We start from the raw sequence: 24,310 nt of genomic DNA, 5'->3' as shown, positions 1-24,310 counted from the left end.
TTCGTTGCGGAGGCCCCTCACCTGGCGCCCTCGGCGCGCGCCACGCCTCGCAACATTCCGTTGAATTCCCCGGATGTCATTCCCGACGCGCGCTTTGCGCGCGATCGGGAATCCAGAGCAAAGCGAGCATTGTTGGATCGGCTCTGGATTCCCGGTCAGGCCTTCGGCCTGCCAGGAATGACAGCCCAGACGAACTGCTCAACCGGACGTCGAATCAAACGTGAATCGCGCGGCCGAAGGCCGCGAGCACGCTCTCATGCATCGTTTCCGACAGCGTCGGATGCGGAAAGATCGTGCGGATCAGCTCTTCTTCGGTCGTCTCGAGATTCATGGCGATGACGAAGCCCTGGATCATTTCCGTGGCTTCCACCCCGAAGATATGCGCGCCGAGCAGCCGCCCGCTCTTGGCGTCGAAGATCGTCTTCACGACGCCCTCGAGTTCGCCGAGCGCGATCGCCTTGCCATTGGCGAGATAGGGGAAGCGGCCGACTTTGACGTCAAACCCCTGCTCTTTCGCCTTCGCCTCGGTCAGGCCGACGGAAGCGACCTGCGGATGACAATAGGTGCAGCCCGGCACGCGAGATTTATCGAGCGCATGGGCGTCCAGTCCGGCGATCGCCTCGACGCAAGTGACGCCCTCATGCTCCGCCTTATGCGCAAGCATCGGGCCGCCGGCGACGTCGCCGATCGCGTAAACGCCTTCGACATTGGTGCGCCCCAGGCCGTCGGTCTTGATGACGCCCCGCTCGAGCGCCACGCCGAGCGCCTCTAACCCGAGATTTTCGACATTGGCGACGACGCCGATCGCCGACAGCGCGCGCTCGACTTCGAGCGTCTGCGTCTCGCCGTCTGCGGGTTTCAGCGTCACGGCGAGGCTGTCAGCCTTCTTCTCGACCCCCGTCACCGTCGTCGCGGCGCGAATGTCGATCCCCTGTTTCTTGAACGATCGATGCGCCAGAGCGGCGATCTCTTCGTCTTCGCTCGGAAGAATATGCGGCAGCGCTTCGACGAGAATGACCTCGACGCCGAACGTCCGATAGAAAGACGCAAATTCGACGCCGATGGCGCCGGCGCCGACGATGAGCAGCGATTTCGGAAAGCGCTCCGGCTTCATCGCCTCGAAATAAGTCCAGACGAGTCGTCCGTCGGGCTCGAGGCCCGGCAGAACGCGCGGGCGCGCGCCGGTCGCGATGATGACGTGTTTCGCCTGATAGACGCCGTGGTCGAGCCTCGTTTTCGGCGAGGGCAATTGCGGCGGCATGGGCGGTTTGGTCGGCGCGGCGACGCGCACCTCGCCCTTTGCCGCGATCGTCGCCTCGCCCCAGATGACGTCGATCTTGTTCTTCTTGAGCAGAAACGCCACGCCGCCATTGAGCCGCGTCGCCGCCTCGCGCGAGTGCGCGACAATGCGCGTAACGTCCGCGCTCAGAGCGCCAGGCGAAACGCCGAACCGCTCGCCCTCCTTGGCGAGACGGTAGACCTCGGCCGAGCGCAACAGCGCCTTGGTCGGAATGCAGCCCCAGTTCAGGCAAATGCCGCCAAGATGTTCGCGCTCGACGACCGCGGTCTTCAGCCCCAATTGCGCGGCGCGAATCGCGGCGACATAGCCGCCGGGTCCGCCGCCGATGACGATGAGATCATATGTGTCGGCCATGCTTCGTCCTAGCTTCGATGTGACCCAGTCTTCAGCGTTATCGGCAAACCTAAAAAATTCACGAAAATTTACGGCTTGGAGAAAAGCATATATTGTTTAGGCGTTTGCAGTCACGTGACCATAAGGGGGCTTTGAATGAGCGCCCGTCTTGCATCTACGACCGGCTCGCTGCGTTCACTTTCTTTCAAGATCCTCACTGGTCTGCGTCGCGCAGCTCGTTTCATCTGGCGCGCCGCAATAACTGTCGTGCGTCTTTTGCTTTTGGCCTTTCTGATGGTTCTCGTGACCGCTTGGGCCATTTCCACGCCGAAGGACCACCCCTATCGCGTTCTTGATCCCGACTCGCGCGACTGCAACATGCGGATCGGCGAAAACGGAAACTACGCGTCGCCGGCATGGAATATTCTCGCTGCTTATGGCAACGCCGAAAACGAAGCGGCGCTCAAGGACGAGGCAGGTCATTGGGACACGAGATTTCAATGCGCGATACAGCGTCACGAAGTTCCTGTTCCCAGCGCTGATGCCAACAATCGATCGAATCCGCTTGGCTACACGCTGGCCTTTCTCGAATTCAAGGAGGAGGGCGAGCCGTTCGAGCTGATCAAGGACCCTCATCAGCTGTTTACCCTGAACGAATTGACCGATCGCGTGAGCTATATCGAGCGCAGCGAATGGAAGCCGATCACACAACTTGAGGCGCTCAACGCGCATCTTCGATCAGTTGAAAAGCGCACCCACAGCGACGAATTCGGGAATGTCGTCAGGCATAGCAATTATGTAATCGTCTTCGTTCATGGCTGGCGGCATGATGCATCAATCGGAGACGGCAATGTCACCGATCTTCGCGCTTACGCGGCGCATGTCGCGCGATACCTTCGCGACCGGTGCAACGCTGGCGAACGCGAGCATTGCGGGCGCGAGGTGACGGCGGCGTACGTCGGCTGGCGAGGCGCACGCCTGAACGAGACGCGACTGCATCTTCCCTTTATCGCCCTGGGCAATAGCGTGGGCGCGCTCTTAGATGGCGACGCCTCACATTGTTCGAACGGCGTTTTACCCAGCGAAAAGCCTTTGTGCTGGAAGAACTGGATCAATTCCTGGGGCGATTCGCTCGCTTCCGGCGTCGCGACGCTGACCCTCTTCGACCGCAAACCCGTCAGCGAATATATTGCGCCGCACGCCCTCATGGCGCTGAGAAAAATCGAGCAGGTTCTCAACAAACAGCTCGGGACGAAGGCAAAGCAACGAGACAATCCAAACAAGATGATCGTGATCGGTCATAGCCTCGGCGGCAACATGTTGGCCACGGCTTTGAAAGACCATTTGATCAAGGCTGTGCGTAATCATCCGGGCGCCAACGCCTATTTTTATCCCCCGCTCGGCGATCTCGTGGTTCTCATTAACCCAGCGGCTGAAGCGTCCAAATGGACTGATGTTCAGCGCGCCGTCTGGGAGAAAGTCGCTTTCTTCGAGGGCGAAGGCGACCTCATTGCGGGTCACCGCTTTTTTCCGGCTCATCAAAATCCTGTCGTGATTTCAGTCACCTCGGCCTTTTCCTGGCCTCCCGGCGGGATTCGGCCGGCAGACTGCGCCATCGCCATGCACGACAAACTGAGTTTGCTCGGTCCGGATATGAATTCGCCGAGCGAAATGTGCGCGCGATACAAGCGGTTCCTAGAGGCAAAAAAACCCGGGGAATTCATCTTCCATGACGAGACGTCGAACCCCGACGAGCGCGCCTGCGGGGCGCTAAGAACGCCGTTTGCGCTCGATCAAGCGGTGGAGGATATCGATCGAAAAAAGAAAATCGGCATCAAGTCTGACCTCGCGACCTATCTCGCTTTCCCGCTTTTTCGCGGCGACCTCCGTCCCCTTGGCGCGATGATCGCCGGCGCCGCGCGCGATTGGCGCGCCGCCTGCGAAAGCTTCGAGCTGCCGGCAAACCGGCGAGAACAGCGGGCGCTGAGCTTTTGGCAGAGGGTCGGAGAATTCGTGAGCGATCTTCCCTTCCAGAATACGGATATCGAATCTTCCCGCACCATCGGCCATCTCGATCCGCCGCGGTCGTCGGTAAGTCTCGTCGACACTTATCGCATGCCGGCGCGCCAGCTCGGCACGACGCATGAAATCCGCAGCATCGGTTGGGCGCCGCCCAACCAGGCGCCCTACGAGCAGATCCCCGCCGACCCGTCATTGGACTGTCCGATCAGCCATGACTGGCTAACGCGCGCCCGAAAGGCGCAAATGAATGGCACTCAGTGGGAGAGCGCACGATTGGCGCCGCCGCTCGACCCAGATCCTGCGAATCCTCGCGGCAGCGGCGGTCGTCCAGCGGTCGAGATGACTCACGGCTTCCGGCTTGCGGGAATGCTCCCGATCACGCGCGCTAACGACCCGTTCTGGAACATGCGCGCCTATGACGATGTGCTCATGAGCCATGGCGGCTTCATGTTCAGTTCGTTCATTTGCGCGATCAATCAATTCGTCATGGATCGGCCAACACGCTGGCCCGTGCCGTCAACGCCAGCCGAACTACAGAGCGCGCCTATGCCTCCAGAGCCAAATCGGCCGGCGGCGGACGCTCCCAAAATTCGTGGGCGGGCGAGATGAAACCGCCTGGCAATAGGCAGGCCAAGAATAGAAAACATTTTAAAAACAAAAAGCCTCCCGCAGCCGGCTGCGGGAGGCTCGAATGTGTTCGCGATATAAGTCTTAGGCGGCCTGCGGCAACGCCGATTTGGCCTGCGCCACGATCGCCGCGAAGGCTTCCGGCTGGTGGATGGCGAGGTCCGACAAAACCTTGCGGTCGACTTCGATCCCGCCCTTGGCGAGCCCGTCGATGAACCGCGAATAGGTCAGCCCGTGCTCGCGCACGGCGGCGTTGAGCCGCTGGATCCACAGCGCGCGGAACACGCGCTTCTTCGCCTTGCGGTCGCGCGTCGCATATTGCATCGAGCGGTCGACGGCGGCCTTGGCGGCGCGAATCGTATTCTTGCGGCGGCCATAGAAGCCTTTGGCCGCCTTGAGGGTCTTCTTATGTTTGGCGTGCGATGTGACGCCACGCTTGACGCGAGCCATGACGAACTCCTTTGCGAAAAAGTGCGGTTCTGCGGATCAGCCGTTCGGCAGGAAGTATTTCTTGACGTTGTCGCCGTCAGTCTTGAACAAGACGGCCGTGCCGCGCAGATTTCTGATCTGCTTGTTCGTCCGCTTGATCATCCCGTGGCGCTTGCCTTGCTGGGCGTAGACCACTTTCCCGGTGCCGGTGATCTTGAAGCGCTTTTTCGCGCCGGATTTCGTCTTCAGTTTGGGCATTTTGCTCTCCCGGGCTCTGGGCCCTGTTGTTTGCGCCGCAGGAAATTGGTCCGAACGACGCGTGTTCGCGCGAGCGAAAGAACCGCCACGGCAGCCCATCACTGGCCGGGCGGTTCTGTAGAGCGCGGTTTATTGCCCAATGCCGGGGGAAACGCAAGTCCGCGCAAGCCTTGGGAGCGCCAGGACAAGCCTTGGGAGCGGCTGGAGTAGACGGCCCCGCCTCTTGGCGACATAGTCCGACCGCCAAGAAGGCTTGAGTCGGCAACAGAGCGAGGAAGACCAAGCAGCGCGACGTTGAACCAAGAATTAACGCCGTTTTTTCGTAAAATTGAACAACAATCGGAAAGCGCTAGATGTCACTCGCTGGAAACGATCCGGGGCGCATTATGAATATACATGCATCTATGGGGACCGCGATTGCCGCGGACTGTCCAGTCAATTCCCACAATGAGTGGGATCCTTTGGAGGAGATCATCGTCGGCCGCCTCGAGGGCTCGACGATTCCTTCCGACCATCCGGTCGTCACCTGCAACATCCCCGGCATGGCCGCGCGCGCCCAATCGCTCGCCGCAGGCTTCCGCTTTCCGAAATTCATGATCGAACCGGCGCAGCAGGAGCTCGACAATTTCATCAAGGTGCTCGAATCGCTCGGCGTCACGGTGACGCGGCCGGAGCCCTTCAATCACAAGGCGAAATTCTCGACGCCGCACTGGTCGTCGCGCGGCTTCTGCAATTCCTGCCCGCGCGATTCCATGCTCGTCTTCGGCGACGAAATTCTCGAAACGCCCATGGCCTGGCCCTGTCGCTATTTCGAAACGCACTCCTATCGGCCGATCCTGAAGGACTATTTTAAGCGCGGCGCGCGTTGGACCTCGGCGCCCAAGCCGCAACTCACCGACGAACTCTTCGACCCCGATTTCACGCTGCCCGAGAAGGGCGAGCCGCTCCGCTACATTCTCACCGAATTCGAGCCGGTGTTCGACGCCGCCGATTTCTTCCGCTGCGGCCGCGATATTTTCGTCACGCGCTCCAATGTGACGAACGCCATGGGCATCGACTGGCTGCGCCGCCATCTTGGCGACGGCTATCGGATTCATGAGATCAAGAGCCGCTGCCCGAACCCGATGCATATCGACACGACGATCCTGCCGCTGGGGCCGGGTCGCGTGCTCATCAATCCCGAATATATCAATCCCGACGAACTGCCCGACATTTTGAAGAAATGGGACATTCTCGTCGCGCCGGAGCCCGATCCGATCAACGACCGCATTCTCGCGATCACCTCGATGTGCGGCAAATGGCTCAGCATGAACATTCTGATGATTGACGAGAAACGCGTCATCGTCGATCCGCATCATACCAACATGATGCGGCAGATGGAGAAATGGGGCTACGAGCCCATCCCCTGCTCGTTCCTGCACTATGCGGCGTTCGGCGGCGCGTTCCATTGCGCGACGCTCGACGTGCGGCGACGCGGAACGCTCGAAAGCTATTTTTGATTCAATAGCGCTTCTGTCGCCCGACGCTTCTGGCAAGGAGCGCCGGGCGACCTCTATTTCAGGTCGACGCCGCCGAGCCGCAGGCCGATGATGCCCAGAACAATAAGGCCGATCGAGCCTAAACGCAGAAAGGTCGTCGGTTCGTTAAAGAGGTAGACGCCCACAAGCGTCGCCGCGGCGATGCTTGTTCCCGTCCATGCGGCGTAAGCCGTGCCGGCGGGAATCGTCTTTACCGCAATGCCCAGGCATCCGACGCTCGCCGCCATGAAAAACACCATGACGAGCGAAGGCCAGAGCCGCGTGAATCCTTCCGCATATTTCATCCCGATGAGCCAGCCGACTTCGCAGATGCTGCCGATAAAAAGGATGATCCAATCCATCTAACCGTCCTTGCCAATGCGACGTCGTCGCCGCGTCCGGCGACTTGTGGGTTTTGCGGTCCGATCCGTCAAGAACCGCCAATTTGCATTTCGCCCAATGCCGCCCACATAGGCCGCAAGGAGCTTCCCCATGAGAAGAATTATCGACGTTTACCCCGCCCCGGACTCCATGCACTGGGTCGGCGACGGCTTTCCGGTGCGATCCCTGTTTTCGCATCACGAACATGGCGCGCGGGTGAGCCCCTTTTTACTGTTCGACTACGCGGGACCGTTTGACTTTCCACCGACCGCCAAGCGGCGCGGCGTCGGCGCCCATCCGCATCGCGGCTTCGAGACGGTGACGCTCGTCCTGGACGGCGAACTCGCGCATCGCGACTCGACCGGCGCCGGCGGACTTATCGGTCCCGGCGACGTGCAGTGGATGCGCGCGGCCTCGGGCGTCGTCCACGAGGAGTATCATTCCGAAAGCTTCGGCAAGTCGGGCGGGCGCTTCGAGGTCGTGCAGCTTTGGGTCAATCTGCCGGCGCGCGAGAAGATGAGCCCGCCGCGCTACCAGACCCTCCTCGACAAGGACATTCCGCGCGTCGATCTGCCGGATGACGCCGGAATCGTCCGCGTCATCGCCGGCGCATTCGATGGCCATCGCGGACCGGCGCAAACGGCGACGCCGATCGATCTTTGGGACGTGCGGATCGACGCAGGAAAGCGCGCCCGATTCGCGCTTCCCGAAGGCCATACGGCGCTTGCGGCTGTTCTCGAAGGAACGGTCGAAGTCAATGGCGAGAAGATCGCGCGCGCGACGGACGTTGTCGTATTCGACGAGGAAGGCGGCGACATCGCCTTCGAAGCCAACAATGACGTGAAGCTGATCCTCATGAGCGGCGAGCCGATTGACGAGCCCGTGGAGCAACACGGGCCATTCGTGATGAATACGCAGGATGAATTGCGGCAGGCCTTCGCCGACTATCAATCGGGACGGTTCGGCGTCATCGCGCCGCAGGGCGGCTAGAACTTCCCGATCGCATGGAATCATGTGATCGATAAGGAATCGCTCAAAATCAAAATGTTGGAGCAGGTTCTCATCGAAAAAGTCTGTCAACTTTTTCGGAACCTGCCCTAAGTGGAAGCGCTGCTGCGACGCGGCGCCAACCTCAGCTCTTCGATCGTCGCCGCGAGCGAAGCGAACTCCACCGGCTTGGTGAGAAAAGCATCGACTCCGGCGGCGCGGGCGGCGCGTTCGTCTTCTTCGCGCGCGCTGGCCGTGAGCACCAATATCGGCGTGCGCGGCGCGCCTGCCCGCGCCTCCGCCTCACGAATGCGGAGGCTCGCCTCGCGTCCATCGAAATCCGGCATGAAAAGATCCATGACGATCACGTCATAGGGCGCGCCCGCGCCCTCGATCGCTTCGCGGGCGCGCGCGAGCGCAAGCGCGCCGCTTTCCGCCCGAGTCACCGTCGCGCCAAGCTTCGCGAGGTGACGCGTGAGGATGAGCGCGTTGATCTCATTGTCTTCGGCGATGAGCGCGTTCACCCCGGCGAGCGCCTGGGGCGGCGAGTCGTCCTCTGGCGCCGGCGCCTTGGCGCGCTCTGGCGACAGACGGGCGATCAGCGAGGCGATCCGCACCGGCTTCACCAGCCAGCCGTCGAAGTCGCACAGAGCGTCTTCGCCGAAGGCGCGCCGTTCGATGGGCGAGAAGAGCAGAAACAGTCGTCCCGCCTGCGCGTCGCGAGCGACTTTCGCCAACTGCGCGGTCATGTGCGGGCCCAACGCGCAGTCGACGATGACGGCGTCGAAGGGTTTCTCGCGCCGCCTTTGCAGTGCGGACGGCGCATCCTCGGCCGCGACGATCTCCGCTTCGGCTCCGGCGAACCGCAAGCTCTTGGCGAGATAGGGCGCTTCAAAGATGCTCTGCGCAACGATCAGCGTCTTAAGCCCAGAAAGAGGCGCCGGCGCACTGTCTTCGCTGAACGGCGGCGCAGGAAGCGTGAAGGCGAAAACGGCGCCCATGTCCGATGAATTGACGAGCGCCAGCGCGCCGCCCATCCTGGCGACGAGACGGCGAGAGATGGCGAGGCCGAGCCCTGTGCCCTCCTGCGGGTGGTTCTCGGAAGGATCGGCCTGCTCGAATTCCTCGAAGATCGCCTCGCGCGCCGCCTCTGGAACGCCCGGCCCGGAGTCGCGCACCTCGAAGCGCAGCCGTGCGCCGTCTCGCGCGACGCGCACGCCCACGCCGCCGCGCTCGGTGAATTTCACCGCGTTGCCGATGAGATTGACGAGCACCTGCCGAAGGCGCGCCGGATCGCTCACGATTTCGCGCGGCGTGTCGGGCGAGATGACGCTGGCAAGCTCCAGCCCTTTGGCCATCGCACGCGGCGCCAGCAATTCGACCACGCTTTCGACGAACGGCGCGAGCGCAAAGGCTTCGTGACGCAGCTCGAACTTGCCGGCTTCGATCTTGGAGAAATCCAGAATGTCGTCGATCAGCTGCGAGAGCGAACGGCTGGAATCGCCGATCGCTTCGACATAGCTCGCCTGTTCGGCGGTGAGCCTGGTCATCGCGAGAAGCTGCGCCAGCCCCATGACGCCGTTGAGCGGCGTGCGGAATTCGTGGCTGACCGCCGCGAGAAAGCGCGACTTGGCAAGACTGGCGGCTTCCGCTCTGTCGCGAGCCGCGGCGGCGGCGCGCAGCTCCCAGATTTCGTCGCGCAGCGATTCGAACTCGGCCTCGACCTGTTCGCGGCCGCGCCTGCGCAGAGCAACGAAAATGGACGCCGCCGCCAGCAGAATGGCGAGCTGCGCCGCGAGCAGAATCACAATATGGTTTAAGGACATGCGCCCATATCAGGCAGCAAGGCGCCCCGACGCAAGTCCTGCGCGATAGGAAAGCGCTTCAGCAAGATGCGGTCGGCCGACCGATTCAGCGCCGTCGAGATCGGCGATGGTGCGCGCGAGCTTCAAGACCCTGTGAAACCCTCTGGCGGTGAGGCCGAAGCGCTCGGACGCGTCCCGAATCAGCGCCGTGCCGGCGGCGTCAAGACGCGCCACGCGCTCGATGACCGCTGCCGGCGCGGCGGCGTTGGCGGCGACCCTTGGCAGGGAGAGAGCATCGTAGCGTGCGCGCTGAATCTCTCGGGCCCGCGCGACGCGCGCCGCGACCTGCCGCGAACCCTCGCTCGGCGGCGGCAACACGAGATCGGCGGCGGTCACCGCCGGCACCTCGATCTGCACATCGAAACGGTCGAGCAGCGGCCCCGAAAGCCGCGCCTGATATTGCGCGACGCAGCGTTCATTGGGTTGGCGCTTGCAGGCGTAGCCCGGATCCATCGCGTGACCGCAACGGCAAGGATTCATCGCCGCGACAAGCTGAAAGCGGGCTGGGTAGACGGCGCGATGATTGGCGCGCGACACCGCCACCTCGCCCGTCTCCAGCGGCTGACGCAGGCTGTCCAGCGCTTGCGGTTGAAACTCCGGCAATTCGTCGAGAAAAAGCACCCCGTTGTGGGCGAGCGAAATCTCGCCAGGCTTTGCATGGGAACCGCCGCCGACCAGCGCCGGCATCGAGGCGGAATGGTGGGGCGCGCGAAAGGGCCGCCGGTCGGTCAGTTCGCCTCCGGCAATCTGCCCCGCCACCGAATGAACCATTGAGACTTCGAGCAATTCCCTCGGGGTCAGCGGCGGCAGGATCGAAGGCAGCCGCGCGGCGAGCATCGATTTTCCCGCCCCCGGAGGGCCGCTCATCAGAAGGTTGTGGCCGCCGGCGGCGGCGATCTCGAGCGCGCGCTTGGCGCTCTCCTGTCCCTTGATGTCGGAAAGGTCGGGCTGATCGGCAGCGAGCCTGCGCACCGCCGGCTGAGGCCGGGCCAGAACCTGCACGCCCTTGACGTGATTGACGAGTTGGATGAGCGAGCGCGGCGCGATCACCTCCATATCGCTCGACGCCCAGGCCGCTTCCGGCCCGCATTGGCTCGGACAGATCAATCCCAAGCCCCGCGCGTTGGCGGCCACCGCCGCCGGCAGGACCCCCGCCGTCGGCGTCAGCGTTCCGTCGAGCGCAAGTTCGCCAAGCACGACGAATCCTTCGAGCGCGTCGGAGGGAATGGCTCCAATGGCCGCCATGACGCCAAGCGCGATCGGCACGTCATAGTGGCTTCCCTCTTTGGGCATGTCGGCAGGGGCGAGATTGACGGTGATTCTTTTCGCCGGCAGCGCCAGACCGGAAGCGATCAGCGCCGCGCGCACCCGCTCGCGCGACTCGGCGACGGCCTTATCGGCCAGGCCGACGACATTGAAGACGACCGCGCCGCTCGAAATCTGCACCTGAACGTCGACGGGACGGGCCTCGACGCCTTCGAACGCGACCGTCGCCACCCTCACCGCCATCACGCGCTCCCGAGAATTTCTTTTGCGCAATTATCTTCGACAGCTTAACGGGCGCGCGATCTTGGCGCAAGAACATTATATGAACATCGCTGAGCGTCGGCTAACCTCGATCGCAAATTGCAATTGCCAAGATTCGGTTTGCGCGCAGATATTCTGCGGGCGCGGCGCGAAGAGCCGCGCGATTGGACCGGTTTAAGGAGGAGATTGGAGATGAAATCGAGGACGGGTCTCGCGCTGGTTTTCGCGGCCGCATTGGCCGCGCCGGCCCACGCCGCCATGCCGGTCGCGCCGAGTGAGACGGCGGGCGCGCCGATCATGCAAGTCTATGGCGGTTGCGGGCCTTACGGCCATCGCGGTCCCTATGGCGGGTGTCGGTGGGGCGGACAATGGGGAGGATACGGCGTCGGTCGCGCCTGCCCGCGCGGCTTCCATCTCGGCCCCTACGGCCGCCGCTGCTGGCCAAACTAAGCTCAGCGAAAAGCCGGGATGGCGAACCGTCCCGGCGCTTTGCCGGCGCCCCTCCCGAACGCCGTCAGGTCTTTGGCTTTGAGGTGCGAAGTCCCGTCCCGCCTTTTGGCTGTTCCGCGGCGCTCGGGGCTGGCGCGTCGCTTGGCGCCACCGGCGCCGAAGATCCCAGCGAAACCGAGAGGCCGAACAGCTTCCACTGGCCTTGGACCGGCGCATAGAGCAGTTCGAAGCGGATCTGCGTGGGCACGGAGGGGAAAAATCCCGCCATGTGCATCATGCCCGTCGACTCTATTTGCGGCAGCATGCTGAGCTGCGGCTCCAAGACGGCGACGCCTGACAGGTCGAGATGTTGGTTGCGCTGATAGGCGAAAATTTCCGCTAGCCGCGCGGCCGTGTTCGTCTGGAAGCCCGGGGCTCCAAGGTCGCGCAGCACCGTATAATTGCCGGTTTTGTTGGCCTGATCGAGCGCGAGCAGAGTCGAGCGGACGAGAATCAGAACCCCGTTCTTGTCGATATCAGCGGGCCTTGGCGCCTGCGCCGGCCTCGACGGCCCAGGCTTAGGCGCCGGCTTAGGCGACTGCGCCGAAGCCATCGTCGGAGAGAAACTCGCGGCCATAAAGGCCGCGAGCATTATGTGCGTGATCCTTACGATCATGGATCACCAAGCCAGCGTCACGCCGGCGCGGCCAGCGACGCCGCCGTATTTGAGGCCCGCGCCGATGCCGGCGTTGACCACCGCCCATTCGTTCACGCGCAGTTGCGCCTGAGCGGCAAGGCCGTACTGACCACGGAAGGTGCCGAAGTTGCCGGTGACCGAGAAAAACTTGTTGTCCGGCAGGTAGCTGGCGCCGCCGAGCGCGACGGCGACCGCCGTGCCCTCGTAACCGCGTTGCACCCCTCTTCCGAGGTCATACACGCTCTGCGACAGGCCAAGGACGCCGGCCTGAAGAACTTGGATGTCCCGCGGACCGAAGTTGGAAGTCGCGAGATTTCCGTTAGCGTCAGTGGTCGTGAAATGCGAGGTCGTCCCATCCGCGAAAGCCGCGGTCTGCGAGGCCAGGCTCGCGGCAGACGTGATGCCGGGCGCCTGGAGGGTGTTGGCCGCCGTGCCGAGCACGATCTGGTTCGGAGCGGTGGTGACTGCGCCGGCGCCGATCGCCGTCGAGCCGGCAAATGCAGCCGAGGAGCCGGCGCCGAGCGCCGTCGAGGCCACCCCAGAGGCGTTGGCGCCGACGCCCATAGCCGTGGAAGCCACGCCGCTTGCGTTTGAGAACGCGCCGTTCGCCGTCGAGCCGATGCCGCTGGCGTTTGAAAACGCGCCAGACGCCGTGGCGCCAGCGGCGCTCGCGTTCGAGAACGCGCCGGTCGCGGAGGAGCCCAAGCCGGTCGACGTGGAGCCGAACCCATAGGCGTTCGAGGCCTTGCCCGTCGCCTTCGAGAAGTCGCCGACGGCCGTGCCGTTATTCGACGCGGTCGAATTGAGACCGATCGCGACCGAGTCGGTGGCTTTCGCGTTCGTGCCGATCGCGATGGCGTTGGCGCCATTGGCGCCCGCCTGCGCGTTGTTGCCGATGGCGATCGCGTTCGTGCCGATCGCCTTCGAACCCACGCCCGCGGCGAAGGAATTGTCGCCCAACGCAGCGTTGCCCGTGCCGACGGCGGTACCGCTGTCGCCGGTGACCAGATTGCCAGAGCCAAAGGCCTGCGCGGTGTCGGCGGCGACGAGGTTGGTGTTGCCGACCGCGGTGGATTTGTCGCCAATGACGCCGTTGATCGTTCCATAAGCGTTCGAGCCATCGCCGATCACGCCATTGACCGTGCCGACCGCATTCGAGCCGTCGCCGATCACGCCGTTGATCGTGCCTACCGCGTTCGAGCCGTCGCCGATCACCCCGTTAAGCGTGCCAACGGCGTGCGAACCGTCCCCAACCGCGCCGTTGAAGGCGCCCATGGCTGCGGAGTTGTCGCCAATGACGCCGTTGACCGTGCCGAAGGCGCTGGAATTATCGCCGATGACGGCGTTGGTCGTGCCGACGATGGTGGACCTGTCTCCCACCACGAGGTTCTTGGCGCCGACAGAAGTGGAGTTCTTCCCGAGGATGCCGTTGAGCGTGCCGACAGCGGTCGAGTTTTCGCCGTCGATCGCGTTAAAGGAACCGACCGAGGTCGCCTTGGTCGACGCGGCGGTGATGAAATTCAGATTGCCGACGGCGGTGGAGTCGTCCGCATTGGCGAAATTCGCCACGCCCACCGCAGTGGAGCCCGTTCCCGCGGAAGTGTTGGCGACGCCCTGCGCGACAGACAGCGGCCCCGACGCGGTGTTGCCGACGCCCTGCGCGACAGAACCCAATCCGGTCGATTTGTTGCCGACGCCGATCGCCGCCGAGGCAACTCCATCCGAGGTGTTGCCTACGCCGATTGCCGCAGACCCAGCTCCGTTGGAGGTGTTTTTTGTGCCAACCGCCGACGAGCCAAGTCCGTTCGAGGTGTTGCCGACGCCAACCGCCGAGGAGCCGACGCCGTTGGACGTATTGCTGATGCCGATCGCCGCGGAGCCAGCGCCATTCGACTCATTGAGATTGCCGATCGCCGTCGACAGATCGCCCTTCGAAAGGTTGCCGACGCCAACGGCCGAGGAACCGAGGCCCGACGAGGTGTTCAGAACGCCAAACGCCGCAGAGCCAGCTCCGATGGCGTTGTTGCTGTTGCCAAATGCAGCGGCGCCGAGCCCAGAGGCGGTATTGCCGATGCCAAAGGCCGACGAAAGGTTCCCAGACGCGGTGTTGGTGTTGCCGAACGCCGCCGAACCTGCCCCAGAGGAAGTATTGCCAATGCCGAAAGCCGCGGACACGGCTCCCGACGCATTGTCGAGAAATCCGCAGGCAAAGGAAGTAAACGCAGCGGCGGAGCCGAATGAATTGCCGCAGACCGCGGCGCTCGCCGAAGTCGGCGCAAACGCCGCGCCCATCGCAACAGCGGCCGAGCCGCCCATGAGCGCGCGACGAAGCGCGATGGCGCCATTTTTCGACATGCTGAGTTTCCGAGAAAGTTTGGCCACGAACAGTTCCCCAATTCCTAGACTGCGATGAGCACCGAGCCGCGAATCTGCCAAGCCGCGGGAAGAGTGATCGTGATGTTTACAATTTATACGGGCATGTACAGTCAACGACGAACGACACCTTTGGCGCTCGGTTTGGCCACATTTCCGGCCGCTGTGATAATTGGGAGACAGTGCGGAAGTGACTGAAAATACGTCAAATACCTGAAGAAATTCACCTATTTTCGTTTTGGCTATGCGCGCCTCAATTGAGCGCTTGGCGCGCCTCAAACCGCCGTATCGACCACGATGGGAAGTAAGGCGTGATTATTACTCCCGTTTTGCGGGAATCGCCGCGCGTCATTGCAAATCCGCCGACCGAAAGGGAGAATGAAACTCCTTTACGCTCGGAAACTTGCTGATGACGACTCACTTCGGGACGGCCGTGCAGGCGGCGATTGCGCGTAACGCCGCCTCCTACGACGATCTTCCTTATGTCTCGCATCCCTTTCCGCAGACGCATCCGGCGCGGCTCGGCGCGGTCGCCCGCATCTTCAAGCTGACGGCCCCCGATCTCTCCCGCGCCCGCGTTTTGGAGCTTGGATGCGCGGCCGGGGGCAATCTCATTCCGCTCGCGGCCCGTCACCCCGACGCCTATTTTCTCGGCGTCGACCTGTCGCAGCGGCAGATCGAGGAGGGCCAGCACCGAATCGCCGCGCTCGGACTGTCCAACGTCAATCTGCGCCGCCAGAGCCTGACCGACCTTCGGTCCAAGGACGGCGGCTTCGACTATATTATCTGTCACGGCGTCTACAGCTGGGTGCCCGAGCAGGTGCGCGACGCGATTCTGCGGATCGCCCGCGAAAACCTCGCGCCGAACGGCGTCGCCTTCATCAGCTACAATGTTCAGCCGGGATGGCGGCTCCGACAGACCTTACGCGACGCGCTGGGCTGCACGTCGGGCCGCATGGCTCGCTGCGCGAGCGCGTCGCCCGCGCCCGCGAAATGCTGTCCTTTCTCGAGCAGAACACGCCGGCGGAGACCACCTGGGGCAGTATTTTCCGCGCCGAAGCCGCCAATTTGCGCATGGCGGACGACTCCTACATCGGCCACGAATTTCTCGAGGACTGCAACGAGCCGTGCAGTTTCTCCGAGTTCATGGCGAGCGCCGGTGGCCGCGGACTGGCCTATCTCGGCGAGGCGGGGCTTTCGACGATGATGCCCGAAAATATGAATCCGGCGGCGGCGCCCTTGCTGCGCGCGCTGGCGGGCGACAATCAGGTGTCGCTTGAGCAGCATATGGACATTTTCACCGGCCGGACGTTCCACCAGACCCTGCTCATCCATAAAGAGCGGGAAGGCAAGTGCGTCCGCACAGTGACGCCCGATGCGCTCCAAGATCTACATTTTCTGGCGCGGCCGGACTTTGGTTTTTCGTGCGAAGCGGACGGCAACGCCTTTTTCGCTGACGGCGGCGGCGCCTGGTTTTCCACACAGGATCCTGGCGTGCGGAAGGCCATCGAAGCGCTTGTCGCGCGCCTGCCGGATTCGAGTTCAATCGACGAGCTCGTCGCGGCAATGGAGCTGCGCGGCGCCTCCGTCGACGAGGCGATGCGATCCAGAATCGCCGACGCGCTGATGCGCATGACGCTTGTCGGTCTCTTGACGGGCTCAACGGAACCCCTGCGGATCGCCCGCGCGCTTTCGGCAAAGCCTATCGCCTGCCCCATGCTGCGGGCCGACGCGGCCGCTGGCGTTCTGCACTCGGCCAATCTCCGCCACGAGCCGATTCGGCTCGACATCATCGCTCAAGTGGTGACGCCGCTGCTCGACGGCGGCAACGACCGCGACGCCCTGATCGCCGCGACGATCGCCGCGGCGGATGCAGGCCGCGTGACTTTCCAGCGCGCCGGTCAGACGGTGGTCGAACCGGCCGATGTCGCCGTCTGCGCCGCCGAACACGTCGATCGCGTCCTTGGCCACCTGCAGAGCAACGCCTGCCTCGTCGCCTGAGGACGCCTCCAAGGTCGAGGGCGGATCAGCCGCGACTCGACCGCGCCATCAGGCGGAGCGGCGAGCGGCCATCTCGGATTCCTCCGGCGAGGCGGCGCTCTCCGCCTGATCGCCCGAGAGCAGCGTCGCAATCCAACGGACGCTGGGAAAATGCTTACAAAGGATGATCAGCGCCGAGGTCAGCGGAACGGCGATCAATGCGCCGGCGATGCCCCATATCCATGTCCAGACCGAGAGCGACACGATGACCGCCATCGGCGTGAGCGATAGGCGCTGGCCTTGAAGCGTCGGCGCGATGAAGTTGCTGATTACAATCTGGATGATTGCGAAACCGATGAACGCGACCGCCGCGGTCACCCAACCGTCAAATTGCATGATTGCGTAGAGGGTCGGGGGCAGAATTCCGATGATATTGCCGATCACCGGAATGTAATTCAGCAGGAAATTGAGCAGCGCCCAGACCAGCGCCAGATCGAGGCCAAGGACGAGCGACCAGACGAGAGTCGCCGCCGCGGTGATTGCGCTTGTGAGGGTCGTCACCCAGAGATACTGGCGAATTCTCACCGCGGTCGAATCAACGGCGTCGACGAGTTCGCGTCTTTCGTTTCCGCCCAGTTGCTGTCCGATTTTCTTACGCAGCAGCGTGACTTCGGGAAGGCCGAAGGCGACAAGCACGCCAATGACGCCGATATAGGCAATGATGTTGTAGACGCTCGTGAGCGCCTGTTGTGCGAAGTCGATCATCCGGCCGTAGCCGCCGAATCCGCCGAGGGAGCCGCCCCAGCTCTGCACCCAAGCGGAAACCCTTTCGTAGAGCTGCTGCAGCTTTTCAGAATTTTCGCCAAAAGCCTGCCCGATCTGAGCGACGGAAAAGGAAATGGCGCCGGCGAATGCCGCCAGCACCGCGAGCAGCGCCAGAATCGTGCCGATGTTGCTGAGCGTCTCCGGCACATAGCGCTGCAGCCATGGTTTGACCGGCCAGACAGCGGCGATCACAACAAAGGCCGCCGCGAGCGGCATCGTCACGGGATAGGTTTGTCTCAACGCAAAGGCGACGAGCAAGAAGGCGATGATCGCTAGCAGTCTCGTCTGCGCGACCGATTGCGTTTGCTGCGAATGATCCATTCCGCCCTCCACAGGCTCATTGAAAACAAAGCCGCCGGCGCAGGACGCGCCTAGCCGCTGTGAAACAATTCGCCGGCTCGAGTCGGCGTCGCCGCCTGATCGCGCCTTTGCTTGCGCGGCGCCGCAGTTCCGCTCGGCGGCGGCCAACCTTCGCGCTGACGCCCGCGCTCCCCGTCTGTTTCCTCAGTCTGATCGTGGAAGAGGATCTGATAGGTCGGGAACGGCATGTCGACGCCGGCCGCCGTCAAAGCCGGCGCAATGGCGCGATAGACTTCGTCGGTCGATTCGACGACCTCGCGCATGATCGTCGGCTGGATCCAGTAGCGGACCTCCAGATTGACGCCGAAATCGCCAAGGCCTTGGAACAGCACGACAGGCTTCGGCTCGTGCAGCACGCGGTCGACTTTCGCGATCTTGGAAAGGATGACTGCGCCCGCCTTGTCGACATCGTCGCTCACGCCGATCGTGATCATGAGATGGATTCGGCGCGCCTCATAGGCGGTATTGACCACGACTCGATTGGTATAAAGCTCGCTGTTCGGAATCACGACGCGGCGACTGTCATAGGTGCGCAGCAGAGTCGCGCGGATTTGAATGTCCTCAACGGTTCCCTCATGCGGGCCGCTGACGATCTGATCGCCGATATGGAATGGCCGCGTGACCAGCAAGAGTATGCCGGCGAGCATATTCTGGAATATGTCCTTCGCCGCGAAGCCGAAGGCCACGCTGCCAATGCCGAGGGCGCCGAACACGGAAGCGGCGTCGAGCGAAGGAAGGATAACGGACAGGGCGATGATCGCGCCGATCAGGTTAACGGCGCCGCGCCCCAGCCTGGAAAAAATCTTGACGATGTGTCGAGGCTGTCCCGAACGGGTCGCGACCCTTGCGACGCCGCGTCCGACGCCCAGGGCGAACAGGTAAACGACGAAATAGACCAAGAGTCCGAAGGCAAGGTTCGGCAGAAATGCGACGAACCCCTGCCAAATGTTCTGAAGCCGCTCCCAGGCTGCGTCCAACTGAAACTCCATGATTCAGTCCCGTTTCGTCAGGCGATAGAACCCCGAGGCGTCGTCGATGTTCCCGGCGCTGCCCACGCAGTTCCCCAGCGTCGCGGCGCTTCTGCGTGAGCGAAACCGCGACGCAGCTGTAAATTCTATGAACTCGGATCTTTGTTCACGCGGGAATCTTTGTTTGCGCGCGAATCGTCGTCGACCGGCACGTTATTTTCGAGCGGCGTGATCGCCCTGAGCGTCACAAAAGTGAAAATCGCGATCGCAACCGCAACGTCGTAGCTGCCGAGACCGACCGCGGCGCCCATAGCGCCTGTGGCCCACAGGCTCGCCGCTGTCGCCGTTCCCTTGACCATGGCGCCCTGCTTGAGAATGGCGCCGCCGCCGATGAAACCAATTCCGGTGATCACGCCTTGGATGATTCTCGCCATGCCGTCAGGCGAATTCGGCATGTATTGCTCAGCCGCCTGGACAAATCCGCAGGAGGCAAGAGCGACGAGCGGAAAGGTACGGAGCCCTGCGCTGCGCTCCTGTCGCTCCCGATCCCAGCCGATCGGCAATGCGAGCGCATAGGCGCCGGCAAGCGCCGCGAGATGGGGAAGTATCTGAAATTTGTCCACGTCTACGCCGCTTGCCGCCCCAAGTTTACACAGTAGGCGACGGGGCAGACGTTTCAATAGCCGCCGCAAGCTCTGGATTGACTGGCGCGCTGGCCAATATGGTCCCTATTCATAACTCGCACCAACGAAGCGATGAGCAGAACGAAATTGGCGATTGCATCGACGGCGGACGGCGCGCGCCCCGCCCAAGCCGCTTGGGACTCGCGGTCGAAGATCGTCGTCGCGGGGATTGTCGTCTGCGCCGTCGGACTTGCCGCTTCCGCGGGTCCGGGCCTCGGGCCTCGCGCGTCTCACATGGCGACGCACATTTTGCTCATGAGCGCGCTCGCGCCTTTTCTGGCTGTGCTGTGGATGCATTTCACATCGGCGCCGGTCCTTGCGACCGGTCGCGCCTTGGCGATTGTGACCGTGGCGCAGCTTGCCCTGCTCTATGCGTGGCATGCGCCGGGGGCGTCGGCCTATGTCGAGCGGCATCCGACCGCGCATCTCCTGATGCACGCGTCGCTGCTGGCGGCCGCCCTGCTGTTCTGGCTGGCGATTCTCGGCGATACCGGCGTCGCGCGTTGGCGCGGAGTCGCGGCGCTCGCGATCACCGGCAAGCTTGCCTGCCTTCTTGGCGTGCTTCTCGTGTTCGCGCCGCGCGTTCTCGACACAAGCGCTGCGAGTTGGGGAGCGACCACGGAGACAATGTTGGCGGATCAGCGCCTTGCCGGTTTGCTGATGCTGGCGGCCTGCCCGGCAAGCTATGTCCTCACCGGGGTCTCCATCGCCTCGCGGTGGCTTCTTGACATGGAGGACAATCGCTCGCGCGCGCGGACCTATCGCCCGGACGGCGCCTAGAGCGCGCGCCCATGCCTGAAGGACAAAGCGACCCGAAGCGCCTTCCAAACGAAACGCCGCGGCCGCCAGGCGAACTTGAAGTGCTTGAGCGCGTCTGGGCCTATCCGCCAGGGTGGCGAAAAATCAGCGAGATCAACAACAGTCTCGTCGGCGTCATCTATATCGGCGCGGCCTTTCTGTTCTTTCTGCTCGCGGGCGTGCTGGCGCTGATCATGCGCGTCCAACTTTCGCACGGCGACAATCGTTTCATCGGACAGGATCTCTACAACCAGATCTTTACCGTGCATGGCACGACGATGATGTTCCTTTTCGCCGTGCCTGTGATGGAGGCGCTGAGCGTCATCCTGCTGCCGCAGATGCTGGCCGCACGCGACCTGCCCTTTCCAAGGCTCAGCGCCTTCGCCGTCTGGGCCTATGTCATCGGCGGCCTCGTGTTCTTCTCGACGATTTTCTACGGCCTTTCGCCGAGCGGCGGCTGGTTCATGTATCCGCCGCTGACGCTGACAAGATTTTCGCCTGGAGATAACGCCGATTTCTGGCTGCTCGGCATCGGCTTCATCGAAATATCCGCGATCGCCGGCGCGATTGAAATCATCGTCGGGATGCTGCGCACGCGGCCGCCGGGAATGACGCTCGACAAGATGCCGCTCTTTGGCTGGTCGATGCTGGTCTTTGCGGCGATGATCGTCTTCGCCTTCCCCGCCGTGATCCTCGCGACGATGATGCTCGAGATCGAGCGGTCCTTCGGCTGGCCCTTCTTCAATGCGGCCCAGAGCGGCGATCCGTTGCTGTGGCAGCACCTCTTCTGGTTTTTCGGGCATCCCGAGGTCTACATCATCTTCCTACCGGCGGCCGGTCTCGTCTCGATGATCGTGCCGACGATGGCGCAACGGCCGCTGATCGGATACCGGCTGATCGTCGTCGCGCTGATCGCGACAGGCTTCTTCAGCTTCGGCCTGTGGGTGCATCACATGTTCAGCACCGGCATACCGGCGCTGAGCCTCGGTTTCTTTTCGGCCGCGAGCATGGCGGTCGCGGTTCCCTCCGGCATTCAGGTCTTCTCATGGATCGCGACCATCGCCTCGTCGCGCGATCGATTCAGACTCTCCACGCCGTCGCTGTTCATCCTCGGATTTCTTTTCATCTTCGCCATCGGCGGTCTGACGGGCGTGATGGTTGCGATCGTCCCTTTCGATCTTCAGGCGCATGACAGTTACTTCGTCGTCGCGCATTTTCATTACGTGCTCGTCGGCGGCATGGTGTTTCCGCTCTTTGCGACCTTCTATTACTGGGATCCGATGATCAGCCGGAACCGACTTTCGGAGCGCCTTGGACGCTATGTGTTCTGGCTGATGTTCGTGGGCTTCAACGTCGCCTTTTTCCCCATGCACATCTCTGGTCTCCTCGGCATGCCGCGACGGGTTTGGACCTATCCAAGCGCCATGGGCTGGGACACGCTCAATATGCTATCGACGATCGGCGCCTTCATTCTCGCGCTCGGCGTGCTCGTGTTCGTCGTCGATATTTTCGTGCGCTTCCAGCGCGACTGGGAGACGCAGAAAGCGCAGACCAATCCCTGGGACGCCGGAACGCTGGAGTGGCTACCGAGCGATCTCTATTCGATGCGCAGCGTTCCGATCGTGACGAGTCGCTACCCTCTATGGGATCAGCCCAATCTCGCCGAAGACGTCGCGGCGGGGGCATATTATCTGCCGAACGCCGCAACCGGACGGCGCGAGACGATCGTCACCTCGCCCATTGAGGCCCGACCGGAATATCTACTGGAAATGCCGGGACCCGGCTGGGCGCATATGTTCTCCGCGATCTTCACGGCCGCCTTCTTTCTGCTGCTGACGGTAAAGGCCGTTGCGATCGCGCTCGTCTGCGGCGCTTTGGCCGTTTTCGCCACGCTCGTCTGGTGCTGGCAGCTCGATCCGCCGCCGCGCGGACGGGTGGAGATCGGCGGCGGGATCAGTCTGCCCACCTATATGTCCGGACCCTCGTCGCACGCCTGGTGGGCGATGATCGTGCTTATTCTCGTCGCCGGATCGCTCTACATCACCTTCGTCTTCTCCTATCTCTATCTTTGGACCGTCAGCCCGCAAGTCTGGCCCGTCGTTGGCGCGTCGCCGCTTCCGGAGCTGCGCTGGGCGGCGAGCGGCGCGTCGCTGATGCTTCTCAGCATCCTTGCGTTCAGGATGGCCGACCGTGCGCTTCCAAAGCCCGGTTCGATCAGCCTTTCGGCGGCGCTTCTGTTGATCGCCGGCGCGCTGTGCCTCATCGCCGGCGTCGGGATAGAAGGCTTTGCGCAATGGCGATCCGGCCTGCGGCCGGGGGAAAACTCTTACGGCGCGATGGTGTATTTGGAGATCGTCTTGACAGGTCAGCTCGTGGCGACTGTCGCGGTGATGACCGGATTCGCCTTGGCGCGTCTCGTCACGGGGAAACTCGATGCGCAGCGACGCGTATCATTCGAAAGCGCGGCGCTGCTGGCTTACTACACAGCCGCGCAAGGTCTCCTCGGATTTCTGCTCATTTATGGATTTCCGCGAATGCTGGAGTAGACGATGTCGCGCGCAAGCAAGGCTGAGCATCCTCGCTGGTCTCTGACGACGATTATCGCCTTTCTACTCGCCGGTCCCATCGTCTGGGGCCTGCATTTTCTTTTTGTCTATGGCGGGCACACGCTGATGTGCGTGCTCGGCTGGTCCAGCGAGCCGCAAGTCATACGGGCGAGTGTGATCGGGGCGGGCGGCGCAGCCCTTGCGCTTCTTGTTTTCCTCGCGCGCGCGGCGCGCCGCTGGCGTCGCTATGTGATGGAGCGCGACGGCGACGCCGCCCTGTCGGCGGAATTTCAAATGTATGCGACGTTGCTGCTCATCTTGCTGTCGAGCGCCGGCGTGGTGTGGTCGAGCCTTGCAGCTTTCTTTATCGCCCCCTGCCAAACGCTGCGATGAAGTCGCCGAGATAGTAAAAGGTGCGGGAGGATGGCGCCGCGGGCGCTGCGCCTGAGCATACCGGCGCTGACGCGCTGCCCGCTGCGCCAAAGGAGTGGAGCATCTGACGCCGGTTTGCGCGCCCACTCGTCAATTCTCAGACCGCCGGATTAGCCTACGCCGCTCGCGACCCTCCGGCGTCCAAGTTCTGGATTCTAGGCCGCAGGCTTTGCCTGTTCAGCGACCTTGACCGGAAGCTGCGTGCGTATCGCGTCGACGATCCTCTGAACGGAGGCGTCGGCCTCACTGGCGCGCTTCTCCGCCGCGACCGCCCGCTGCTCCATCGCCGCCAGTTCGGCCTGCCTCGCCGCGAGCTGCGACTGCACCCCGTCGAGATCTTTCCGCGTCTGAATGAGGGCCGCGGAGAGTTCGGCGGCTTCTGACTCCGATTTGCGCAACGCGGCTTCGGCGCGATCGCCGCGGTCTTCCGCGCGCTCCAGCTTCTCTCTCACCACATTGGCGGCGCTATGCGCGCGCGCCACCGCCTGAGCGGACTGCTTTTCGAGCTCCTTGATCGCCGCGGCGGCCTGGGACACGAGGTCCAGCGCCGCCGTGGCGTCGTCAGTGGCGCGAGGCCGCTGACGGACAGGAAAGTTCGGCGCCGGCGGCGCCAGCGGCCTGTTGTCCCCTCTCGGGATGATTTCGTCCATCACCTGATCCAGATCCAGCGAATCCATTTGCGCCTCCCGCCATCGCACGAACTGAGTTGGGCCAGCCATCCAATCAGATTCCTATTATGGTCAAGAATCCGGCCAAATCTCGACCATTAGGTCAAGTTTTAACCATAACCAGCGGGGTAAGCGTTTTTCCTAGGACAGATCGGCCTCCAGGGGCCAATGCTTAAGCTAATAAGAGCGCCGATGCGACTGAAAACGTGCCTTGTTCACACAAATTCTGTGTAAGCGCTCAATATCACCGCGCAGCTGTAATAATTTTGGCGCAATAGCCCAGGGACCTCACGCTCGCTCCCTTA

Annotated in this window: 21 protein-coding genes; 9 read left to right on the top strand and 12 right to left on the bottom strand. The window is 62.9% G+C overall.

Annotation, left to right across the window (positions count from 1 at the left end):
* Positions 1-214 precede the first annotated feature (214 nt).
* Positions 215-1,654, bottom strand: a complete 1,440-nt coding sequence (lpdA, locus tag HUN39_RS03135; RefSeq protein WP_175093038.1) for a dihydrolipoyl dehydrogenase — start codon at positions 1,652-1,654, stop codon at positions 215-217.
* Between the two features lie 135 nt (positions 1,655-1,789).
* Between lpdA and HUN39_RS03130 the strand changes: the two genes are divergently transcribed.
* The gene (locus tag HUN39_RS03130; RefSeq protein WP_175093037.1) at positions 1,790-4,264 is read left to right on the top strand and encodes a hypothetical protein; all 2,475 of its coding nucleotides are present in this window, start codon (positions 1,790-1,792) and stop codon (positions 4,262-4,264) included.
* 102 nt (positions 4,265-4,366) lie between these two features.
* Here HUN39_RS03130 and rplT read toward each other — a convergent pair whose 3' ends face one another.
* Both rplT and rpmI read right to left on the bottom strand, forming a co-directional pair.
* On the bottom strand, positions 4,367-4,732 hold the full coding sequence (gene rplT, locus HUN39_RS03125) for a 50S ribosomal protein L20 (RefSeq protein ID WP_018409162.1): 366 nt from the start codon (positions 4,730-4,732) through the stop codon (positions 4,367-4,369).
* A 36-nt stretch (positions 4,733-4,768) separates the two neighbouring features.
* Complete coding sequence (gene rpmI, locus HUN39_RS03120; protein WP_109025906.1) at positions 4,769-4,969, bottom strand: 50S ribosomal protein L35; 201 nt, start codon at positions 4,967-4,969, stop codon at positions 4,769-4,771.
* Positions 4,970-5,373: 404 nt separating this feature from the next.
* Here rpmI and HUN39_RS03115 point away from each other — a divergent pair, with 404 nt between their 5' ends.
* Positions 5,374-6,468, top strand: a complete 1,095-nt coding sequence (locus tag HUN39_RS03115; protein ID WP_232365875.1) for an amidinotransferase — start codon at positions 5,374-5,376, stop codon at positions 6,466-6,468.
* Between the two features lie 53 nt (positions 6,469-6,521).
* Here the strand turns inward: HUN39_RS03115 and HUN39_RS03110 are convergent, their stop codons facing one another.
* A complete protein-coding gene (locus tag HUN39_RS03110) occupies positions 6,522-6,848 on the bottom strand; it encodes a DMT family transporter (protein ID WP_175093036.1) in 327 nt (108 codons plus the stop codon).
* Positions 6,849-6,978: 130 nt separating this feature from the next.
* On the opposite strand from HUN39_RS03110, the gene HUN39_RS03105 reads away from it, so the two are divergent.
* Complete coding sequence (locus HUN39_RS03105; protein ID WP_175093035.1) at positions 6,979-7,857, top strand: pirin family protein; 879 nt, start codon at positions 6,979-6,981, stop codon at positions 7,855-7,857.
* 107 nt (positions 7,858-7,964) lie between these two features.
* Here the strand turns inward: HUN39_RS03105 and HUN39_RS03100 are convergent, their stop codons facing one another.
* Both HUN39_RS03100 and HUN39_RS03095 read right to left on the bottom strand, forming a co-directional pair.
* The gene (locus HUN39_RS03100) at positions 7,965-9,680 is read right to left on the bottom strand and encodes an ATP-binding protein (RefSeq protein ID WP_175093034.1); all 1,716 of its coding nucleotides are present in this window, start codon (positions 9,678-9,680) and stop codon (positions 7,965-7,967) included.
* 9 nt (positions 9,681-9,689) lie between these two features.
* Positions 9,690-11,228 (bottom strand): YifB family Mg chelatase-like AAA ATPase, encoded by a 1,539-nt coding sequence (locus HUN39_RS03095; protein WP_175093033.1) that lies wholly within the window; start codon positions 11,226-11,228, stop codon positions 9,690-9,692.
* A 210-nt stretch (positions 11,229-11,438) separates the two neighbouring features.
* On the opposite strand from HUN39_RS03095, the gene HUN39_RS03090 reads away from it, so the two are divergent.
* Positions 11,439-11,696, top strand: coding sequence for a GCG_CRPN prefix-to-repeats domain-containing protein (locus tag HUN39_RS03090; protein ID WP_175093032.1), 258 nt, complete (start codon positions 11,439-11,441; stop codon positions 11,694-11,696).
* A 64-nt stretch (positions 11,697-11,760) separates the two neighbouring features.
* Here HUN39_RS03090 and HUN39_RS03085 read toward each other — a convergent pair whose 3' ends face one another.
* Both HUN39_RS03085 and HUN39_RS03080 read right to left on the bottom strand, forming a co-directional pair.
* On the bottom strand, positions 11,761-12,327 hold the full coding sequence (locus HUN39_RS03085; RefSeq protein WP_232365874.1) for a hypothetical protein: 567 nt from the start codon (positions 12,325-12,327) through the stop codon (positions 11,761-11,763).
* 27 nt (positions 12,328-12,354) lie between these two features.
* Complete coding sequence (locus HUN39_RS03080) at positions 12,355-14,046, bottom strand: YadA family autotransporter adhesin (protein WP_232365873.1); 1,692 nt, start codon at positions 14,044-14,046, stop codon at positions 12,355-12,357.
* A 1,108-nt stretch (positions 14,047-15,154) separates the two neighbouring features.
* Here HUN39_RS03080 and HUN39_RS19540 point away from each other — a divergent pair.
* Both HUN39_RS19540 and HUN39_RS19115 read left to right on the top strand, forming a co-directional pair.
* Positions 15,155-15,952 (top strand): class I SAM-dependent methyltransferase, encoded by a 798-nt coding sequence (locus HUN39_RS19540; protein WP_332310714.1) that lies wholly within the window; start codon positions 15,155-15,157, stop codon positions 15,950-15,952.
* A complete protein-coding gene (locus HUN39_RS19115; RefSeq protein ID WP_332310719.1) occupies positions 15,838-16,746 on the top strand; it encodes a methyltransferase regulatory domain-containing protein in 909 nt (302 codons plus the stop codon). Before HUN39_RS19540 ends, HUN39_RS19115 begins: the two co-directional genes overlap by 115 nt.
* 48 nt (positions 16,747-16,794) lie before the next feature.
* Here the strand turns inward: HUN39_RS19115 and HUN39_RS03070 are convergent, their stop codons facing one another.
* The 3 genes from HUN39_RS03070 to HUN39_RS03060 all read right to left on the bottom strand — a co-directional run bounded on the left by HUN39_RS03070 (position 16,795) and on the right by HUN39_RS03060 (position 19,501).
* Positions 16,795-17,871: an AI-2E family transporter gene (locus HUN39_RS03070; protein WP_175093029.1), complete on the bottom strand. Its 1,077-nt coding sequence runs from the start codon at positions 17,869-17,871 to the stop codon at positions 16,795-16,797.
* Positions 17,872-17,921: 50 nt separating this feature from the next.
* Complete coding sequence (locus HUN39_RS03065; protein ID WP_175093028.1) at positions 17,922-18,887, bottom strand: mechanosensitive ion channel family protein; 966 nt, start codon at positions 18,885-18,887, stop codon at positions 17,922-17,924.
* Between the two features lie 137 nt (positions 18,888-19,024).
* Complete coding sequence (locus HUN39_RS03060) at positions 19,025-19,501, bottom strand: MgtC/SapB family protein (RefSeq protein ID WP_175093027.1); 477 nt, start codon at positions 19,499-19,501, stop codon at positions 19,025-19,027.
* A 132-nt stretch (positions 19,502-19,633) separates the two neighbouring features.
* Between HUN39_RS03060 and HUN39_RS03055 the strand changes: the two genes are divergently transcribed.
* From HUN39_RS03055 to HUN39_RS03045, 3 genes are read left to right on the top strand one after another with little or no spacing between them, the layout of a single operon-like run.
* Positions 19,634-20,341: a cytochrome c oxidase assembly protein gene (locus HUN39_RS03055; RefSeq protein WP_175093026.1), complete on the top strand. Its 708-nt coding sequence runs from the start codon at positions 19,634-19,636 to the stop codon at positions 20,339-20,341.
* An 11-nt stretch (positions 20,342-20,352) separates the two neighbouring features.
* On the top strand, positions 20,353-22,905 hold the full coding sequence (locus HUN39_RS03050) for a cbb3-type cytochrome c oxidase subunit I (RefSeq protein ID WP_175093025.1): 2,553 nt from the start codon (positions 20,353-20,355) through the stop codon (positions 22,903-22,905).
* Positions 22,906-22,908: 3 nt separating this feature from the next.
* Complete coding sequence (locus HUN39_RS03045) at positions 22,909-23,298, top strand: hypothetical protein (protein WP_175093024.1); 390 nt, start codon at positions 22,909-22,911, stop codon at positions 23,296-23,298.
* A gap of 194 nt (positions 23,299-23,492) precedes the next feature.
* Here the strand turns inward: HUN39_RS03045 and HUN39_RS03040 are convergent, their stop codons facing one another.
* Positions 23,493-24,014 (bottom strand): ABC transporter permease, encoded by a 522-nt coding sequence (locus tag HUN39_RS03040; protein WP_175093023.1) that lies wholly within the window; start codon positions 24,012-24,014, stop codon positions 23,493-23,495.
* Positions 24,015-24,310: the final 296 nt, after the last annotated feature.

It is taken from the genome of Methylocystis silviterrae (genome assembly GCF_013350005.1).
GTDB lineage: Bacteria > Pseudomonadota > Alphaproteobacteria > Rhizobiales > Beijerinckiaceae > Methylocystis > Methylocystis silviterrae.
The sequence above is the reverse complement of the archived record's forward strand: the minus strand, read 5'-3'. Positions and strand labels throughout refer to the sequence as shown.

Coding starts and splice junctions, on each gene's coding strand:
- HUN39_RS03110 (WP_175093036.1), bottom strand. CDS start 6,848: ATGGATTGGATCATCCTTTTTATCGGCAGCATCTGCGAAGTCGGCTGG.
- HUN39_RS03070 (WP_175093029.1), bottom strand. CDS start 17,871: ATGGATCATTCGCAGCAAACGCAATCGGTCGCGCAGACGAGACTGCTA.
- HUN39_RS03040 (WP_175093023.1), bottom strand. CDS start 24,014: ATGGATTCGCTGGATCTGGATCAGGTGATGGACGAAATCATCCCGAGA.
- HUN39_RS03055 (WP_175093026.1), top strand. CDS start 19,634: ATGAGCAGAACGAAATTGGCGATTGCATCGACGGCGGACGGCGCGCGC.
- lpdA (WP_175093038.1), bottom strand. CDS start 1,654: ATGGCCGACACATATGATCTCATCGTCATCGGCGGCGGACCCGGCGGC.
- HUN39_RS03050 (WP_175093025.1), top strand. CDS start 20,353: ATGCCTGAAGGACAAAGCGACCCGAAGCGCCTTCCAAACGAAACGCCG.
- rpmI (WP_109025906.1), bottom strand. CDS start 4,969: ATGCCCAAACTGAAGACGAAATCCGGCGCGAAAAAGCGCTTCAAGATC.
- HUN39_RS03115 (WP_232365875.1), top strand. CDS start 5,374: ATGGGGACCGCGATTGCCGCGGACTGTCCAGTCAATTCCCACAATGAG.
- HUN39_RS03045 (WP_175093024.1), top strand. CDS start 22,909: ATGTCGCGCGCAAGCAAGGCTGAGCATCCTCGCTGGTCTCTGACGACG.
- HUN39_RS03085 (WP_232365874.1), bottom strand. CDS start 12,327: ATGCTCGCGGCCTTTATGGCCGCGAGTTTCTCTCCGACGATGGCTTCG.
- HUN39_RS03095 (WP_175093033.1), bottom strand. CDS start 11,228: ATGGCGGTGAGGGTGGCGACGGTCGCGTTCGAAGGCGTCGAGGCCCGT.
- HUN39_RS03090 (WP_175093032.1), top strand. CDS start 11,439: ATGAAATCGAGGACGGGTCTCGCGCTGGTTTTCGCGGCCGCATTGGCC.
- rplT (WP_018409162.1), bottom strand. CDS start 4,732: ATGGCTCGCGTCAAGCGTGGCGTCACATCGCACGCCAAACATAAGAAG.
- HUN39_RS03100 (WP_175093034.1), bottom strand. CDS start 9,680: ATGTCCTTAAACCATATTGTGATTCTGCTCGCGGCGCAGCTCGCCATT.
- HUN39_RS03130 (WP_175093037.1), top strand. CDS start 1,790: ATGAGCGCCCGTCTTGCATCTACGACCGGCTCGCTGCGTTCACTTTCT.
- HUN39_RS19540 (WP_332310714.1), top strand. CDS start 15,155: ATGACGACTCACTTCGGGACGGCCGTGCAGGCGGCGATTGCGCGTAAC.
- HUN39_RS03105 (WP_175093035.1), top strand. CDS start 6,979: ATGAGAAGAATTATCGACGTTTACCCCGCCCCGGACTCCATGCACTGG.